Genomic DNA, 16577 nt, shown 5'->3' with positions numbered 1-16577 from the left:
CTCCATGCCGATTACAGCAGGCCAGCCTGACGCAGCAGCTTGCCCGCCTGGCTGTCGTCGCCGAGCTGCTGGATGGTCAGCGCGGGCGGCTTCAGCTGGTCGAACGGCTTGTTGATGGGATCGCTCGCCACGCCGGGCCGCAGCGGGTACTCGTAGCTGATGTGGTCCTGCGCCATCAGCTTCTGTGCGCGCTCGCTCACGAGGTAGGCGAGGAACTTCTGCGCACCGTCCACATTGTGCGCGGACTTCATCACGGCGGCGCCCGAAACGTTGACGAGCGCGCCCACGTCGCCATCGGCGAAATGCGCGACGGCGCTTTGCGTTTTCTTGTCGCCCATCTCGGCGTGCAGGCGGTCCCAGTAGTAGTTGTTGATGATGCCGGTGGCGACCGCGCCGCGGTTCACGGCGGCGACCACGCCTTCGTCGTCGTCGAAGATCTGCGAGTTGGTCTTCAGACCCTTGAGCCATTCGAGCGTGGCGGCTTCGCCCTTCACGGCGAGCACGGCGTCGACGAGCGGCAGGAAGTCGGCGTCGCTCGGCGCGATGCCGACCTTGCCCTTCCATTCGGGTTTGGCGAGATCGAAAATCGACTTCGGCAATTGCGCGGGCTGCACCTTGGCCGTGTTGTACGCGAGCACGTTCTCGCGCGCGGTCACGCCCACCCATTGCCCTTGCGGCGAGTTGAAGCGTTCGGGCACGACCGCGAGCGTCGCCTGCTGCACGGGGGCGAGCATGCCCTTTTCTTCCAGCAGCATCAGCTCAGGCGAGTTCTCCGTGAAGTAGACGTCAGCAGGCGTCTTTTCGCCTTCGGCGACGAGCTGCGCCGCGAGCGCCGGGCCTTCGCCGCTGCGGATCTTCACGTCGATGCCGGTCTGCTGCTGGAAGTCCTTCGCAAGCTGGTTCACGACCTGCTCGTGCTGTGCGTTGTAGAGCGTGATCGAGGCTGCGTGCGCGGCGAGCGGCAGCATGCCGGCAAGCGCGAGCGAGAGGGCGGTGGCGCGCAGCGGTGCGCGCATCATGGAAAGTTTCATATTGCTTCGTTGTCCGTTGTTATCGATGAATCTCAGGCGCTGAACAGCTCCGCGCCGATGAACGAGCCCGCCTTCGCGCCGGGCGGGCACGCGAAGATCGCGCTTCCCACGTGCGTCGTGAACTGGTTCATCATGTCGAACTTCGCGAGCTTTTCGTTGATCGGAATGAAGCTCGTGCGCGGGTCGCCCTGGTGGGCGACGAAGATGAGGCCCGCGTCATATTCGGTTTCCTGGCGCCACGGCGGCCAGCGCTCGATGTAGAAGTCCGTGCTGTCGTTGTACGAGTACGAGCGGCGCAGGATCTGCGCGCCGTTGTTCGACGCGCGGTTCGAGAGACGCACGTGCGAGTTCTCGGGAATCAGCGGATTGCCGTCCTTGTCTTGCGCGTCGAGATCGACGTTGTCGAACTCCTTCTTCTGGCCAATTGGCGCGCCGCTGTACTTGTGGCGGCCGAACACCTGCTCCTGGAAGCCCAGTTCCATCTGGTCACAGTGCTCCAGCGTAATGCGGATGCGGCGCACCACGGTATAGGTGCCGCCCTGCATCCAGGGCGCGTCGGCGGCGGTGGCCCAGACGAACTGATTCATCGCCTTCGGGTCCGTGGTCGGCGGGTTGTTCGTGCCGTCCTTGAAGCCCATGAGGTTGCGCGGCGTTTGCGCGCGCGGGCCCGAGAGAAAGCCCGCCTGGCCCCAGCGCATCGTCAGGATGCCGTAGCCCTGGCGCGCGAGCTGACGCACCGCGTGGAAAGCGACTTGCGCGTCATTGGCACACGCCTGCACGAACAGATCGCCGCCGGTCTTTTGCGCGATCAGCTGGTCGCCGTTGAAGCGCGGCAGGTCGACGAGCGCGGCGGGGCGCTTGTGCGCGAGGCCGTAGCGGTCCTTGTCCTGCGACGTGAAGAGGCCGGGGCCGAAGCCGAAGGTGACCGTGAGGCCCGCCGGGCCGAGGCCCAGCACGTCGCCGGAGTCGGCCGCGGGGTGGTCGTCGCCGGTGTAGTCGAGGGCGGCAGCGGGCTGCGCCTGGCTCATGCGCGCCGCGGACTCGGTCCACTTGCGCAGCAGGTTGATGACGTCGTCGCGCGAGGTCGTCGTGAGATCGAAGGCCGCGACATACGTGTGCGCCTGCTGCGGCGTCACGATGCCGCCCTGGTGCTCGCCGTAGAACGGCTCGACGGCGAGCATCGGGTCGGTGGACATCGCGTGGTGCTTCGCTTCGGCGGCCTGGGCGAGGCCGCTCGTGGCCGCGCCTGCGCCGAGGCTCGCACCGAGCGCGGCGCCGGCTTTCAGGAAGCCGCGCCTCGATGGTTTGTTGGGAGTATCGTCGGAGGACATGATTATTTAGCCAGCACGAGAGTGTTTACGTCGTCTTCGACGTAGTAGAAGCCGTCGCCTGCCGGGGTCAGCGCGAGGCCGAACAGGTCGCCGTTGCCCGGAGGCGTCTGCGCCTTGTCGGTATCGATCCAGCGCGCGTACAGCTGCTTTGCCGCGGCCGGGTCGATCTCGACGACCTGGCCGTTCAAGGCATTCGTCACGAGCAGGTGGCCCTGCGGCGTGACGATCATGGCGAGAGGACGGTGCAGCAGGCCGTCGGCGGTGAGCTGGCGGCCCACGCCCGCGCTCGTGTCGCGCGTGAGCGGATCTTCGATCACGTTGATGCGGTTGCCGATCGCGTCGGACACGTAGAGCAGCTTGTTGTCCGCCGACAGTGCGAGGCCGGTCGGGCCGACGAGGAACACGCCCTTGTCCGCCTGCGCGCCGAAGCCGCTCGCCACCACGGTTTCGCGCTTCAGGACCGGCGCCTGGCCGCTCGCGATGTCGAAGTCGAGCCGCAGCACCGTGGCCTGCTTGAACACGGGCGGGTTACCGTCCGCACCGCCCACGCCGAAGCCCGCATTGCTCACGAACAGTGTGGCGTGGTCGCCGTTGTCGACCACGGCCATGTTGCCCCACGGGTCATTGATATTGGGACTGCTGATGACCTTGTTGATCTTGCCGCTGCTGTCGAGCACGATCATACAGCCCGCGCCCTTGGTGCCGGTGGTGCCGTCGTTGCTCGGCGTGCTGCCCACGATGACCCAGCCCGACTTGAGCATCGTCATCGCGGTCGAAAGGCCGACGCCGCCCGGGCACTCCTTGAGATCGCGCGGAATCGTCGCGAACAGCGTCATCTGCTTCGTGTCGGGGTGATAGTCGACGATCGTGCTGCCGGTGCCCTGCAGGTTGGCCGCGTTGTTGAAGTTGTCGACCAGCACGTCGCCTTCTTTCACCGCGCCGGAGGAGACCGGCGCGACGAAGATCGCATACGGGTTCTGGTCGCCGTTGTCGGGCACGGTGTTGATGAGCGTGGTGTGATGCTTGACGGTCTCGAGCAGGCCCTGCGGTTCGGCGTGAGCGGCGAGCGGCGCGCCGGCGAGCGCCGCCGCGGCGGCAAGCGCGAGCGCGGAGCGGACCGCGTGGGCTGTGCATTGCAGGAGCGTGCGCGTAGCGTGTTTCATACTGAATCTCCGTGCCTCGCGCGGCCGGCGCGCACGCCGGCTGGGACACGCGAGGACTTGGGGTTGAACATGGGTCGGGTGCGCTTTCGTGGGCCTAGAACGTGATGTTGGTCCGCACGCCGATCACGAACGTATTGCGCAGCGGCGCGGTCGGATCCTGCGGATTCTGGCCGGCGCCCGCGTTGAACGTGTATTGCGCGTCGGCCTGGAGAATCCACCACGGCGTGACCTGATACTGATAGGTGGCTTCGAGCGCGGTTTCCTGCGTGCGCACGCCGTAAGGACCGCCGGTGAACATCTGCTGGTCGAGGTCGAGGTTGTGCACGTTGTTGCCGACCTTGATGTAGGTGGCGGCAAGGCCCACGCTGTCGTTGTCGCGGCCCTTGAACGGCGCCTTCATGACGATGCCGAGGTTGGCCGCGAGGCTCACGAGATTGCGGTCGCCGGGCGCGCCCATAACGCGCGCGAATACACCGATGCTGCGCGCTTCGTCCGGGTCGGGACGCCAGATCATCTGGTCGGCCACCGCGTAGATGCTGTAGTTGCCCCGATGCGTCGCCGGAATCCCGGTCGAGGCCGGATTCGCGAGCGACAGGCCGGTGTTGTCGTAGCGCTGGTCGTCGAACGGGTTGTTGTTGTACCAGAAGCCAATCTTGTAGGTGCCCGGCAGGCCGTGATTGTCGGCGCTCACGAGTTCGCCTTCGGACGGCTGGTTGATGGCGTACTGCAGTTCGCCGATCCACAACGTGCCGTTGTGCAGATTGAAGTTCGTACCACTAAGGTTGTTCGGATCGTTGCCGAGCGGGTCGCCTGCGAACACGCCGGCGAGCGCGGTGAGCGAAGGCGTGATCTGGCCGCGCACGCGCACGCCGAGACCGGCGAGCGGATAGGCCGGGCCGCCCGAGGGCATGTCGTACGAAGGCAGCGCGGGCCAGCCGAACATCGTGTTGATGAAGAGCGCCGCGTACTGGCTCGTGATGAATTCCTGGTCGAGACTCTGCTGACCGATCTTCACGTCGAGGCGCTTGTCGAGGAACGATTGCTGGTACCACAGCTCCCAGAGGCGCGTGGTCGGCGTCGCTTCGATGCCGCTCGCGGTATTCAGCGTGCCGAGGTTCGACGTGCTCAGGTTGGTGCCGTGAATCTGCAGGCCGCTCACGTTGAACAGACCGCCCGGAATGCCGAGCGCCTTGCTCGTGTCGACCTGCACGGTCGCCGTCGTGAGGCCGTCGTACGCGCCGCCGGTCTTGAGGCCGCCGCGCAGGTTCGCGAGGTATTCGCTCGTCTCCGTGAGCTGGAAGGTCACGCCGTATTTGCCGAGCCACGGCCGCAGTCCGCCCATGTCGCCGAGCATCGTCTGGCGCGTCCAGAAGCCGGTCCAGAAGTTCGACGGCTGCGCCTGAATCGCGAGGTCGGCTTCCGGTGCTTCCGGGGCGGCGTCGGGGTTCGCGTTGCTCTGCGCGCGTGCGGCTCCGCACGCGAAAGTCGCACTCGCGGCAAGCATGGCAATGGCGCGCAACGCCGGCGCGCGCCGATGCGCCGGGCGGCCCGGCGCTGCGCCGCGCGGGCAGGCGAGCGCACGCACGCGGACGGTTCGGGTCAATTCCATCGTATTCCTTACTTATTGAAATGTTTGCGTGATGGGTCGCTCTGGCTTTGTTATTCGCAAATCGCTGAATACCCGACATCTCCAGACGGCGCCATCGTACTAACGGAGAATGCGAGCGTCAACAAAAACGAGAATGATTCGCAACTGTTTTACGCTCGCTTTACGCCGCATCACGGAGATCCTTGCGAATTGCTTTCATTCGCGCATTTACGCATTACAGGTCGTTAGCTTTGGATGATTAGTCAGGCGAATGAAGTCGCTTATCATCACGTATGTGAACGCGCGTTTCGCCGCTCAAACTTCAAAACAAGCTGGCTCCATGACCGACATTTCCCCAGGCTACGAACTCGATCTCGACGCGTACTTCGCCCGCATCGGCTACGACGGTCCGCATGTCGCGACCCTCGCCGTGCTGCGCGAACTGCAGCGCCTGCATCCGCTTGCCATTCCTTTCGAGAACCTCGATCCGCTGGCGGGGCGGCGCGTGTCGATCAAGTTGCCGGACATCGTCGCGAAGCTCGTGACGCAGCGGCGCGGCGGCTACTGCTTCGAGCACAACACCTTGCTCGCGCATGTGCTCATGCAACTGGGCTTTACGGTGACGCCGCTCGCCGCACGCGTGCTGTACGGGCGCGAACCCGACGCGCGCACGCCGCGCACGCATATGCTGCTGCGCGTGGAGGCGGAAGGCGATACGTGGCTCGTCGACGGAGGCTTCGGTGCCGCGACGCTGCGTGCGCCGCTCTCGTTCTCGACAGAGGCGGAACAGCCGACGCCGCACGAACCGGCGCGGCTCGTGACGTTGTCGGCGAACGAGCGCAAGCTGCAATTGCACGATGGCGAGAAGTGGTTCGATCTCTATCGTTTTGAATTGACGCCCGCCGAGTGGGTCGATTACGAAATGGCGAACTGGTACACGTCGGCGTCGCCCGAGTCGTTCTTCACGTTCAGCCTGATCGCGTGCATTGCACGCGAAGGCGGCCGCGCGATCCTGTTCAACGAGCGTTTTACCGAGCGCGACGCGCAAGGTCAGGTGAGCGAGGAGCGTACGCTCGCAAATGGAGCGGAACTCGCGCAGTGTCTGCGCGAACGCTTCGGCATCGATCTCGCGCGCGGCGAAGAAGCGCAGCGTATCGACGCCGACGCGCTCTATGCGCGCATGACGTCACACGGCGCGCAACAGTAGACGCGAGTCGGCGTCCGACGCGACGCCGCGCCCGCGGGTCAAGGAGGGCATCATGACTGAGCTGAAAATGACGAAAGCGCTGATGGCGAAGCTGTTCGCGCAAGTCGTGGTCTGGTTCGGATTGATGGGCGTGCTGTTGTTCGTCTCGGCGGGCACGCTGGCGTGGACGGCGGCGTGGCTGTGGCTCGTCGAGTGGGCGTTGTGCGGCGTGTGGATCGGCCTGTGGCTCGGGCGCGAAGATCCGGGCCTGCTGGTCGAGCGCCTCGCGCCGTTCGCGCAGCGCACGCAGCAGCCGTGGGACCGCGTGTTCATGCTGTGCGTCTCGGTGGGTTTTTGCGCGTGGCTCTGCCTGATGGGCATCGACGCCGTGCGCATGGGCTGGTCGAGCGTGCCGCTGTGGCTCAGCGTGCTCGGCGCGATCTTCATCTTCGTCGATATCTACGCGACGCGCGCGGTGTTCGCGGCGAACCGCTTCGCGGCGCCTGTCGTGAAGATTCAGAGCGAACGCGGGCATACGGTCAGCGACACCGGCCCGTATGCCTACGTGCGTCATCCGATGTATGGCTTCGCGCTGCTGTTTCTCGTCGGCACGCCGCTCATGCTCGGTTCGTGGTGGGGGCTTGCGTGCGTGCCCTTCATGGTCGTGGGGATCGGCTATCGCGCGGTGCGCGAAGAGCAAACGCTCGCGGAGAATCTGCCCGGCTACCGCGAGTATCTGGCGCGCGTGCGTTATCGCTTCGTGCCGGGCATCTGGTAGTGCGAGATTAACTCGTGGAGGGCGAAGTCAGGTCTTGTGCGTAACGGCGATAAAGCCAGGCGAGTGCCGTGGTGGTGAGCAGCGCAAACACGATATTGCCGATGCTCTGGCCGATGGCGAGCGCGGTGAGCCACCCCGGCTGCCGCACGATTTCAGGCGTGACGCCCGCGAGGCCCATGCCGATCAGCACGATCAGGCCGCACACCGCAATGGGCAGCGCGGCGACGAAGGTGACGCCAAAAAGGCTCCAGAAGTGCCCGCGGCTGTCGCGCCAGGCGGCGCTGAAGGCGATCTTGCTGCCGACGGCGAGCGCCGGAAAGAGCAGCGAGAGGCGCACCGCCACGAACATCCAGATCGCAATGACCACCAGAAAGAGGAACGCGGCGCCGCCCTGGTATTGAGGCCGCAGCACGACCCACAGCAAGAGCGCGAATGCGCCGAGCGCGACCGCCAGGATGAGACCGACCGCGAAAATGCGCAGGAACGGCCTGGCTCCGGCCGGCATGAGCGGCGCGCTGCGCTCGCCTAGCAGCACGAAGCGCGAAATCTTGAGCGTGAACCAGAGGTAGACAAGCGAATTCAGGAGCGAGGCGAGATTGCCGAGCGCAATGAGTCCGGCGGAGGGCGTCGCGCCTTCGGCCGGCACGGGCCGCCCGGCGAGCCCGAACCAGCCGAGCGCGGCGTAGATCACAAACGTCCCCGCAAGGAGAAACGGCATTTGCACGGCGGCCTGCCAGGCGCTCGCCCATGCGCGCTTGACGCATTCCATGAAGGTCATCTGTTGCATGAAGTTTTCGCACGGGTGACAGAGAGCCTACAGTCTAACGCGGCGCCGTGAAATCGAGCGCGCTCGTGCGAATCCGCTCGTGCCATTCACTTCACGGCGAACAGCGTGAGGTTCATGAAGACCTTGAATGCGAACCCGAGCGAGACGGCTGCGCCCACGCCCGCACACCAGAGGAGTACGAACCAGAGCCAGCCAGGCAGCGCCCGGCGTGCAGTTTTAATGGTAGTGATGGGTGTCGCCATGACGCACCTTGCCTCTAAAGACCCAGTAGCTGAGCATCGTGTACGCGAGGATGATCGGCAGAATGAACGCTGCGCCCGCGAGCGTGAACATCTGGCTCTCGCGCGGCGCCGCCGCTTCCCACAGCGTGAGGCCCTGCGGAATCGCGTACGGCCACAGGCTCACGAGCAGGCCCGCGTAGCCGAGCAGCACGAGTCCGATGGCCGCGATGAAGGGCGTCTTGTGATGGCGTGCATGCACGGCCCAGCGCATCCACGCGGCGCAGGCGAGCACGAGCAGCGGCACCGGCGCGAGACGCCAGAAGAGGCCCGAACGGAACCAGCGTTCGGCGATGGCCGGGTCCTGCAGCGGCGTCCACAGGCTCACGAGCGCGATGAAGCCGAGCAGCATGACCGTGAGCGGCCAGACGAGCTTGCGCAGGCGGCGCTGCAGGTCGCCCTCGGTCTTCGCGACGAGCCAGCAGCAGCCGAGCAGCGCATAGGTCGCGACGAGCCCGAAACCCGAGAGCAGGCTGAAGGGCGTGAGCCAGCCGAAGGCGTCGCCAGCGAACTGGCCGCCGTCCATCGGAATGCCTTGCAGGAACGCGCCGAGCGCGATGCCCTGGAAAAACGCGGCGCCGGTCGAGCCGCCGATGAACGCGAGGTCCCACAAATGCTTCGTGCGATTGGACTTGGCGCGAATCTCGAACGACACGCCGCGGAAGATCAGGCACGCGAGCATGAACACGAGCGGCAGGTAGAGCGCGGAAAGCACGGTCGAGTACACCACGGGGAATACGGCGAAGAGCCCCGCGCCGCCGAGCACGAGCCAGGTCTCGTTGCCGTCCCACACGGGGGCGACCGTGTTCATCATGAGATCGCGCTCATCCTCGTCGGGAAAGAGCGGAAACACGATGCCGATGCCGAGATCGAAGCCGTCCAGCACCACGTAGAGAAGAACGCCGAGCGCGATGATCGCGGCCCAGATGACGGTGACATCCATTTGCTTGCTAGCCTCGTAACGATGAATGCGGGGAGCCTCAGGCGTCGATCAGCTGATCGGCGGCGGACATGGGGCGGCGCGCGGTCTGGCTCGCAGCGAGCGCAGGGTGCGCCACGCGCGGCTCACGTGGTTCATGCGGCGCATGTGGCCTCGAGTCGGGCAGCGCGGGACCTTTGCGCAGAAGCTTGAGCAGGTAGTAAATGCCCGTGCCGAACACGAGGAAGTACACCGCCACGAACGCCATCAGCGAAATGCCCACCTGTTGCGCCGTGAGCGGCGACACCGCCTGTGCCGTGCGCATCACGCCATAGACCACCCAGGGCTGACGGCCGGCTTCCGTCGTCACCCAGCCCGCGAGCAGCGTGATGAAGCCCGTCGGTCCCATGGCGAGCACGAAGCGCTGGAAACCGCGCGATTCGTAGAGCGTGCCGCGGCGGCGCAGCACCCAGCCGGTCACGCCGAGCACGATCATCAGGATGCCTAAGCCGACCATGACGCGGAAGCTCCAGAACAGCAGCGGCGAATTGGGTCGCTCGTCTGCGGGGAAGGACCTGAGTCCCTTGATCTCGCCGTCCCAGCTATGCGTGAGGATCAGGCTGCCCAGGTGCGGAATGGAAACGGCGTAGCGCGTCGTCTCGGCCTGCATGTCGGGAATGCCGAACAGATTGAGTGCGGTGCCGCCTTGTTCGGTGTCCCAGATGCCTTCGATCGCGGCGATCTTGGCGGGCTGATATTCGCGCGTGTTCAGGCCGTGTGCGTCGCCGACGAAGGCCTGCACCGGCGCGAGCACGAGCAGCAGGCCGAGCGCCATCGAGAACATCTTCTTGATGGCGGGGTCGCGCCGCCCCTTGAGCAGATGCCATGCGCCGCTCGCGGCCACCACGAGCGCGGCCACGATGAACGCGGCGATCGCCATGTGCGCGAGACGGTACGGGAAGGACGGATTGAAGATGATCTTGAACCAGTCCACCGGCACGACGTGGCCATCGACGATCTTGAAGCCTTGCGGCGTCTGCATCCAGCTATTCGAGGCGAGGATCCAGAACGTGGAGATGAGCGTGCCGATGGCGACCATCAGCGTCGCGCCGAAGTGGGCGCGCGGGCTCACGCGGTTCCAGCCGAACAGCATGATGCCGAGGAAGCCCGCTTCGAGAAAGAACGCGGTCATGACTTCGTACATCAGCAGCGGTCCGGTGATGGGACCCGCGAACGACGAGAAGCCGGACCAGTTGGTGCCGAACTCGTAGCTCATGACGACGCCGGACACGACGCCCATGCCGAAGGCCACGGCGAAGACCTTCGACCAGAACAGGCAGAGGTCCTTGTAGAACGGTTGACGCGTTTTGAGCCAGCAGGCTTCGAGCACGGCGATGAAGCTCGCGAGGCCGATGGAGAGCGCCGGAAAGACGATGTGAAACGAGACGGTGAAGGCGAACTGCAGCCGGGCCAGGTCGAAGGCGGATAGTGACGTGTGCATGTACGTGCCTGTTGCTTGCTTACCGGGAAAAGCGCGGAAGAAACGTCGCACGGAGAGGCAGTGGGGGCGCTGCGCTTCTCGTGCAATGGACGTAAGCGTAGGGGAACGGCGAAGGTTTTGCTGCGCTGCGACGTGCGCCAGCGTGTCGCAGTCGTCAATATCAATGAGACGAAAACATGCGCTAACGCATTGATACAGATCAATTTAGATTAAACACTCGTTGCGCAGTAGGGATGTGCGAAGAGCGTCTCGCTGCGTCAATACACCGCGCTGCCGCATGGGGTGCGGCAATGTGTCTCCGCGTGCGGGGTCAGGAATCGTGCGGGGGAGAATTCAGGCGCGCCTGGCGGCGCGAGCGGGTGTGCGACGCCAGGCGGAAAAGATCAGGAATGCGATGAAAATGGCAGCTTTAGCGCGGATCGCTCCACAGCTTGCCGGCCGTCGCCCAGTTCTCCGGCTTCACGTCGTGAAAGATGATGTCGACGGATTGCGGCTCGACGCCGAGCACCTTGCACGTGGTCTCGGTCAGGGCGGCGGCGAGCTGGCGTTTTTGTTCGACGCTGCGGCCTTCGAACATTTCGATGTGGAATGTCGGCATGCGGGTCTCCTTGAAAAGTGAGCGAAACGATGGATTGGGCGCGATCAGTCTCGGTATGACGAATCGATGCGATCGAGCTTGCGCAGCAGCGCGGGCCATTCGAGCACGCCTTCGATCGCGCCGCCGTCGCGCAACTGCTCGGCCGTGCGTTCGGCCACCCCGGGCGGCGGCACGACGAGCGGTACGCCGCCGGCCTGAGCCTGCAGCTGGATTTCGCAGGCCTTGATGAGCGTCGCCATCAGCACGTAGGCTTCGGCTACCGTGCGGCCGGTGGTGAGCGTGCCGTGATTGCGCAGCAGCATGGCCGGGTGCGCGCCGAGATTGGCCGTGAGGCGCGTGCCTTCGGCGGGCGTGAAGGCGAGGCCTTCGTAGTCGTGCCAGGCGAGCTGGCCGTAAAAGCGCAGCGCGTGCTGCGAGGCGGGCAGGAGGCCGTCGCGCTGGATCGACACGGCAATGCCCGCCGTATTGTGCAGATGCATCACGCACACGGCGTCGGGCCGCGCGAGATGCACGGCCGCGTGCAGCGCGAAGCCGGTGGCGTTCACGGGATGCTCGCTTGCGCCGACGATGCGGCCTTCGGTGTCGATCTTCACGAGGTTCGAGGCGCGCACCTCGTCGAAGGCGAGGCCGAACGGATTGATGAGGAAGCGGCCCGCCTCGCCCGGTACGGCGGCGGAGATGTGCGTGTAGATGAGGTCGTCCCAGCCGTTGAGTGCGATGAGGCGGTAAGCGGCGGCGAGATCGACGCGCAGTTGCTGCTCGGCGGGGGAGCGCGCCGCGGTCTCGGCGCAGGTGCTCGTCGGGCGATGGGCGAAAGACATGGCGATTCCTTCAGCGGACGATGGACTCTTCAGGCGGCGTGGACGACGCAGGGCGCAGGCGTCGCGCCGCCGCGTGCACGCTCCAGCTTGCCAGCACGAACGGCGCGGTCAGCGCGGGCAGTCCACAGCGCACGGCGGCCAGATGCAGGGCCGCGGCGAGCATGGTCGCACAGATCGCGGCGCGTGTGCCGAGCGCGCAGACCGCGAGCGCGGCGAGCGCGCCGTTGAAGCCCGCGAGGCCCGCGCCGAGGGCGGCCGGGCTCGCGCCGCACGCGAGTTCGAGCGCGCTCGCGAGCGCCGCGCCGCCGAGCGCATAGGCCGCTGCGCGCCGCGACGACCAGGCGAGGCCCGCGAGCACGCACAGTCCCGCCGCTGCGCCCGAGGCAAAAGTGGTTTGCGCGAGGCCGCTCAACACGCCGGCGGAGGCGTGTGCGGCGGCCGCTAGCGGCGCGCCGTGCAGGGCCGGCGGGGCTGCGGCGATTGCGCTGGCGACGGGGGCGCTGCCGGGGTGCAGCGGCAGCCAGATCCAGGTCGCGATGAGGCAGGGCACGGAATACAAGCCGAGCCGGGCGCGCGCGAGGCGGCGGTCCAGCGGCCCGGCGAGCCACCCGCTCGCGCCGCCCGCGATGAGCGCAAGCGCGGCCGCCGTGCCCGCATCGCCGACGAAGGTGAACGCCGCGAGCGCGGCGAGCGCGCCGTTGTAGCCTGCAACGCCGTCTCGGATCGCCGCTTCTGCATGGCCTGCCACGACCGCGCAGACATTGGCCGCCGCGGCGCCGAGCAGGGCGGCGAAAGCGAGCCGCCAGTCGGTGAGCGCGAGCGCCGCGAGCAGGCACGCGCCCGTTCCCGCGTGCGGCTGCAGCACGATCTGGCCGAGGCTGCGCAAAAGCGCGCCGGCGGCGGCGGTGTCGGTGGACCGCGCAGTGGCGCCGGCAGCGGCGGAAAATCGGGCGGACATGGCGAAGACGTGGCGTGCGGGTGCGGGCGGCGAGGCCCCGGTGCGAGGCGCACGGCCGGCCAGATTGCGAGCATAGGCGATGCAGACCGCCTCGCGCATGCGCGTGCGTTGATAGTCGCTATTCGTCGCCGCGTTACGATATGCGCAAGGCGGTTATCGAGGTCATCCAGAGACAGGTCTGCACGGGACCAGAGTAAGTGCTAAAGCACTAACTCTGGTCGACAGCGTTACATGGGAGGCGAACGATGCGTGAAGTGCGTTGGGCATCCGAGACGGGCGAGGGTATCGAGCATCTGGCGTTCGATGCGCATTGCGGCCCGAAATTCGGCGAAACAGGCGACACGATCCGCGCGGAAAGCGTGGTCATCGGCGAGCGCTACGGCAAGTCCTATGGCCTGTGCTACGCCATCGAGTGCGATGCGCGCTGGCGCGTGCGCTGGGCGGCGTTTCGCGTGATGGGTGGCGGCTCGCTCGTGCTCCAGAGCGACGGCAAGGGCCACTGGACCGACGGCGAGGGGCGCGCACTGGAGGCGCTCGACGGCTGCATCGACATCGACATCGCCGCGACGCCGTACACGAACACGCTGCCGATCCGGCGTCTGGGCCTCGCGCGCGGCGAGCGGCAGCCGATCCGCGTGGTGTACATCGCCGCGCCCGAGCTGGATCCCAAGCCCGTCGAGCAGGCCTACGTGTGCATCGAGCGCGATCGCGAGTATCGCTACGAGGGCATCTTTCGCGACTTCACGGCGAACCTGCGCGTGGACGAAGACGGGCTCGTGATCGACTATCCCACGCTGTTCCGGCGCCTGCCGCCGCCGGACTGATGGCACGCGGCGACAAGGCGCTTACGCCGCGCCGCCCGCGCTCTTGCCGAACAGCAGCTGCTCGACCAGCGTGTTGTCGATGGTTTCGTTGTTGAGCGTGCGTGCGAGCAGCTCGCCCGCGAGCAGTTGCGGCGAAAACACCATGTCCGGCTGCAGCAGGCGCAGCCGCCGCAGGTTGCGGCTGTCGTTGACGAGCGCCACGGTGCGCACCTTCGGCGCGATTTCCTTGATCGCGAGAATCACGAAGGCGTTCTCGGCGTCGTCCGAGCGCAGCGCGAGCGCGGCGAGCGCGGTTTCGGCGCCCGCATTGCGCAGCGTCGCGGTGTCGCTCGCATCGCCGATGATGAGATCGGCCTCCGGTGGATAGTTGTGCGGAATATTCGGCGCGACGATCACGGTCGCCGCGTAGCCGCGCTTGAGGAGCCCCGCGTACACGCTATGCGCGAGCGGCGACGCGCCGACGATCAGATAGTGGTTCTTGCGGGTCACGTTGGAAATGCCTCCCTTCACGATGCGTTTCAAATGGCCGCCGATCACGGGCCCGATCACGGCGCTGATCGACGTCGCGAACACGGTGATGCCGAGCACGATGATCGAGGCCGTGAACAGCCGCGCAGTGTCCGAGCGCGGCACGATATCGCCGTAGCCGACCGTGGACATCGACACGATCGAGAAGTAGAACGCCGTGACGAGGTTGCGGATAGGCGGGTCGAAGTCGTCGCCGAGATACAGCGAGCCGAACACCGCGTAGACGACCAACGAGCCAATGCTCAGGAATGCGAACAACGATCCCGCGGCGACGCTCGCGCGATCGAAGTGGCGCCAGTAGTAGATCAGCGCGCAGGCGAGGGCGAGCGAGAAGCCGGCGAGCGCGTGACTGCGATAGTCGCCCCACAGGCAGATGCTGGCCGCGCCGGTGAGCAGCACCAGAGAAAGCACCCACGCCACGCGGGCGCGCAGCGCGATGCCGAACGACATCATCGTGAGGCCGGTCGCAACGAGCGCCTGAGGCAGCGCGAGCACGCCGAACGCATTGATGAGCGTGATCCAGTCGTCGAACCAGTTGCCGCCCGCGTGTTCGAGCGCCTTCTGTGCGACCGGGCGCACCAGCAGCAGGCCGTCGAGCACCAGCAGCACGGCCAGGTAGCCGTGCGGCACGAGCCCTCGGGCGTAGCCGCGCAGGCGGCGCGCGTACGCGCTCATTGCTGCGCGTGTTGCGTCGGTTGCGTCGGTTGTGTCGGTTGTGTCGGTTGTGTCGGTTGTGTCGGTTGCTCAGGTTCCGCCGGTTGCGTCTGCACGATGTGCAACTCGCGCGTGCGCAGGGGCAGCGAGCAGTGCGCGTCATTGAGCGTCTGGCGCACCTTGCGCGACAGCTCCCAGCGCATCTCCCAGAATGTGTCGATATTCGACCACACGCGCACGTTGAGCACGGCGGTGCTGTCGTCGAAACGCGTCACCATCACTTGCGGCGCGGGCGAGGCCAGCACGCGCGGGTCGGCGGCGGCGAGCGTGCGCAAGGCGTCGATCGCGCGGTTCACGTCGTCGCGCACCGACACTTCCACTTCGAGATCGAGCCGGCGCGTGGGATTGCGGCTGTAGTTGCGGATCGAATTGCTCCACAGCGCGCTGTTCGGCACGTATTCGCAGATGCCGTCCGGTTTCGTGAGGCGCGTGGTGAAGAGGTTCACTTCCTCGACGGTGCCCGCGACGCTGGCGCCGGCGCTGCCGTCGATATAGTCGCCCACCTTGAACGGCCGCAGCAGCAACAGCATGATGCCGGCCGCGATGTTCTGCAGCGTGCCTTGCAGCGCGAGACCGATGGCGAGACCGGCGGCGCCGAGCACCGCGACGATGCTGGCGGTCTGGATGCCGATTTGCGAGAGCGCGCCGATCACGGCGACGAGGCGCACGCCCCACACGGCGGTGTCGCGCACGATGGGGCGCAGCGTGGGATCGATGCCGCTGCCCCGCCGCTTGATCCAGTTGCCCACGCGCCGGGAGAGCCACCAGCCGAACCAGAGGATCGCGAAGGCCGCGCACAGGCGCAGCGCGAGCGCGGAGAGCGCGTCCCACAGGAAGCCCCAGTTGGACGGGTGCAGGTGTTCGAGGAGGGGTTGCATGGTGAATCAGTCCTTGTCTGCGGAGCCCTGAGTCCGGCTCCGTTGCGAAAGGACGTATTGTACGAGCGGCGTTTCGCTTGCGGCGCGCGTGTGGCGTGCCGCCATGCAGTTGAGGCTCGCGCGTCAGCCCTTGGGCGGCGTATCCGCGCCCGGCCCGAGCGTGCGCTGCATGAGCGCGGTGTCGCGCCACTCGCCGTGCTTGAAGCCCACGCCGCGCAGCGTCCCGGTCAGCGTGAAGCCCAGGCGCTCGTGCAGTTTGAGCGAGCCGCCGCGCGGGTCGGCGACCACGGCGATCATCTGCCGCCACGGGCCGGCCTCGCAGCGCTCGATCAGCGCGTCGAGCAGCGTGTGGCCGAGTCCGCGGCCGCGAAACGCCTCGTCGATATAGATCGAGTCTTCGACCGTGAAGCGGTACGCCGGACGCGGCCGGTAGGGCGTGGCGTAGCAGTAGCCCGCCACCTGGCCGTCGATCTCGGCGACGAGCCAGGGCAGGCCGTGTTCGCGCACGGCGGCGTGGCGGCGCAGGAGTTCTTCGCGCGAGGGCGGCGTCTCCTCGAACGACGCCGTGCCGTGCAGCACGTGGTGCGCGTAGATCGCGGCGATGGCGGGAAAGTCGTCGGCGGTGGCGTCGCGCACGTGCGCGTCGGAGTGTGGGTTCATCGGTTGGAGCGAGCGCGAAGGCAAAGGAGAAGGA

General features: G+C 66.6%; 17 protein-coding genes. 3 read left to right on the top strand and 14 right to left on the bottom strand.

Features of this window, described 5'->3' with window-relative positions; genetic code table 11:
• Positions 1–11 precede the first annotated feature (11 nt).
• From AB4Y42_RS21770 to AB4Y42_RS21755, 4 genes are all read right to left on the bottom strand, one after another.
• Positions 12–1016: an iron ABC transporter substrate-binding protein gene (locus tag AB4Y42_RS21770; RefSeq protein WP_368695330.1), complete on the bottom strand. Its 1005-nt coding sequence runs from the start codon at positions 1014–1016 to the stop codon at positions 12–14.
• 47 nt (positions 1017–1063) lie between these two features.
• The gene (efeB, locus tag AB4Y42_RS21765) at positions 1064–2362 is read right to left on the bottom strand and encodes an iron uptake transporter deferrochelatase/peroxidase subunit (RefSeq protein WP_368695302.1); all 1299 of its coding nucleotides are present in this window, start codon (positions 2360–2362) and stop codon (positions 1064–1066) included.
• A gap of 2 nt (positions 2363–2364) precedes the next feature.
• Complete coding sequence (locus AB4Y42_RS21760; protein ID WP_368695301.1) at positions 2365–3525, bottom strand: hypothetical protein; 1161 nt, start codon at positions 3523–3525, stop codon at positions 2365–2367.
• A 94-nt stretch (positions 3526–3619) separates the two neighbouring features.
• Positions 3620–5029 carry a carbohydrate porin gene (locus AB4Y42_RS21755; protein ID WP_368695329.1) on the bottom strand — a complete coding sequence of 470 codons (1410 nt, stop codon included), beginning with the start codon at positions 5027–5029 and terminating at the stop codon, positions 3620–3622.
• 424 nt (positions 5030–5453) lie between these two features.
• Between AB4Y42_RS21755 and AB4Y42_RS21750 the strand changes: the two genes are divergently transcribed.
• Positions 5454–6320: an arylamine N-acetyltransferase gene (locus AB4Y42_RS21750; protein ID WP_368695300.1), complete on the top strand. Its 867-nt coding sequence runs from the start codon at positions 5454–5456 to the stop codon at positions 6318–6320.
• 79 nt (positions 6321–6399) lie between these two features.
• Positions 6400–7077, top strand: a complete 678-nt coding sequence (locus AB4Y42_RS21745) for an isoprenylcysteine carboxylmethyltransferase family protein (protein WP_368695328.1) — start codon at positions 6400–6402, stop codon at positions 7075–7077.
• A 7-nt stretch (positions 7078–7084) separates the two neighbouring features.
• Here the strand turns inward: AB4Y42_RS21745 and AB4Y42_RS21740 are convergent, their stop codons facing one another.
• The 7 genes from AB4Y42_RS21740 to AB4Y42_RS21710 all read right to left on the bottom strand — a co-directional run bounded on the left by AB4Y42_RS21740 (position 7085) and on the right by AB4Y42_RS21710 (position 12939).
• Positions 7085–7864, bottom strand: a complete 780-nt coding sequence (locus AB4Y42_RS21740) for a hypothetical protein (protein WP_368695299.1) — start codon at positions 7862–7864, stop codon at positions 7085–7087.
• Positions 7865–7950: 86 nt separating this feature from the next.
• The gene (locus AB4Y42_RS21735) at positions 7951–8106 is read right to left on the bottom strand and encodes a hypothetical protein (RefSeq protein ID WP_342922500.1); all 156 of its coding nucleotides are present in this window, start codon (positions 8104–8106) and stop codon (positions 7951–7953) included.
• Positions 8081–9085, bottom strand: coding sequence for a cytochrome d ubiquinol oxidase subunit II (gene cydB, locus AB4Y42_RS21730; protein WP_368695298.1), 1005 nt, complete (start codon positions 9083–9085; stop codon positions 8081–8083). The genes AB4Y42_RS21735 and cydB overlap by 26 nt, the downstream gene beginning before the upstream one ends.
• Before the next feature lie 37 nt (positions 9086–9122).
• Entirely contained in the window at positions 9123–10562 is a 1440-nt protein-coding gene (locus AB4Y42_RS21725; protein WP_368695297.1) for a cytochrome ubiquinol oxidase subunit I, read from the bottom strand.
• A gap of 409 nt (positions 10563–10971) precedes the next feature.
• A complete protein-coding gene (locus AB4Y42_RS21720) occupies positions 10972–11160 on the bottom strand; it encodes a 4-oxalocrotonate tautomerase (protein WP_028205614.1) in 189 nt (62 codons plus the stop codon).
• A 44-nt stretch (positions 11161–11204) separates the two neighbouring features.
• Positions 11205–11981 carry a class II aldolase/adducin family protein gene (locus AB4Y42_RS21715; protein WP_368695296.1) on the bottom strand — a complete coding sequence of 259 codons (777 nt, stop codon included), beginning with the start codon at positions 11979–11981 and terminating at the stop codon, positions 11205–11207.
• A 10-nt stretch (positions 11982–11991) separates the two neighbouring features.
• Complete coding sequence (locus tag AB4Y42_RS21710) at positions 11992–12939, bottom strand: urea transporter (protein WP_368695295.1); 948 nt, start codon at positions 12937–12939, stop codon at positions 11992–11994.
• 245 nt (positions 12940–13184) lie between these two features.
• Between AB4Y42_RS21710 and AB4Y42_RS21705 the strand changes: the two genes are divergently transcribed.
• Positions 13185–13763: a putative glycolipid-binding domain-containing protein gene (locus tag AB4Y42_RS21705; protein WP_368689616.1), complete on the top strand. Its 579-nt coding sequence runs from the start codon at positions 13185–13187 to the stop codon at positions 13761–13763.
• A 21-nt stretch (positions 13764–13784) separates the two neighbouring features.
• On the opposite strand, the gene kch is transcribed toward AB4Y42_RS21705, so the two are convergent.
• The 3 genes from kch to AB4Y42_RS21690 form a co-directional block, all read right to left on the bottom strand.
• Positions 13785–14966 (bottom strand): voltage-gated potassium channel protein, encoded by a 1182-nt coding sequence (kch, locus tag AB4Y42_RS21700; RefSeq protein ID WP_368695294.1) that lies wholly within the window; start codon positions 14964–14966, stop codon positions 13785–13787.
• A complete protein-coding gene (locus AB4Y42_RS21695; RefSeq protein ID WP_368695293.1) occupies positions 14963–15883 on the bottom strand; it encodes a mechanosensitive ion channel family protein in 921 nt (306 codons plus the stop codon). The genes kch and AB4Y42_RS21695 overlap by 4 nt, the downstream gene beginning before the upstream one ends.
• A 123-nt stretch (positions 15884–16006) precedes the next feature.
• Positions 16007–16543 (bottom strand): N-acetyltransferase family protein, encoded by a 537-nt coding sequence (locus AB4Y42_RS21690; protein ID WP_368689619.1) that lies wholly within the window; start codon positions 16541–16543, stop codon positions 16007–16009.
• Between the last annotated feature and the right edge of the window lie 34 nt (positions 16544–16577).

This window comes from Paraburkholderia sp. EG286B (assembly GCF_040965655.1).
Taxonomy (GTDB): domain Bacteria; phylum Pseudomonadota; class Gammaproteobacteria; order Burkholderiales; family Burkholderiaceae; genus Paraburkholderia.
Note: the sequence above shows the minus strand (reverse complement) of the source record. Positions and strands in the feature narration are given on the sequence as shown.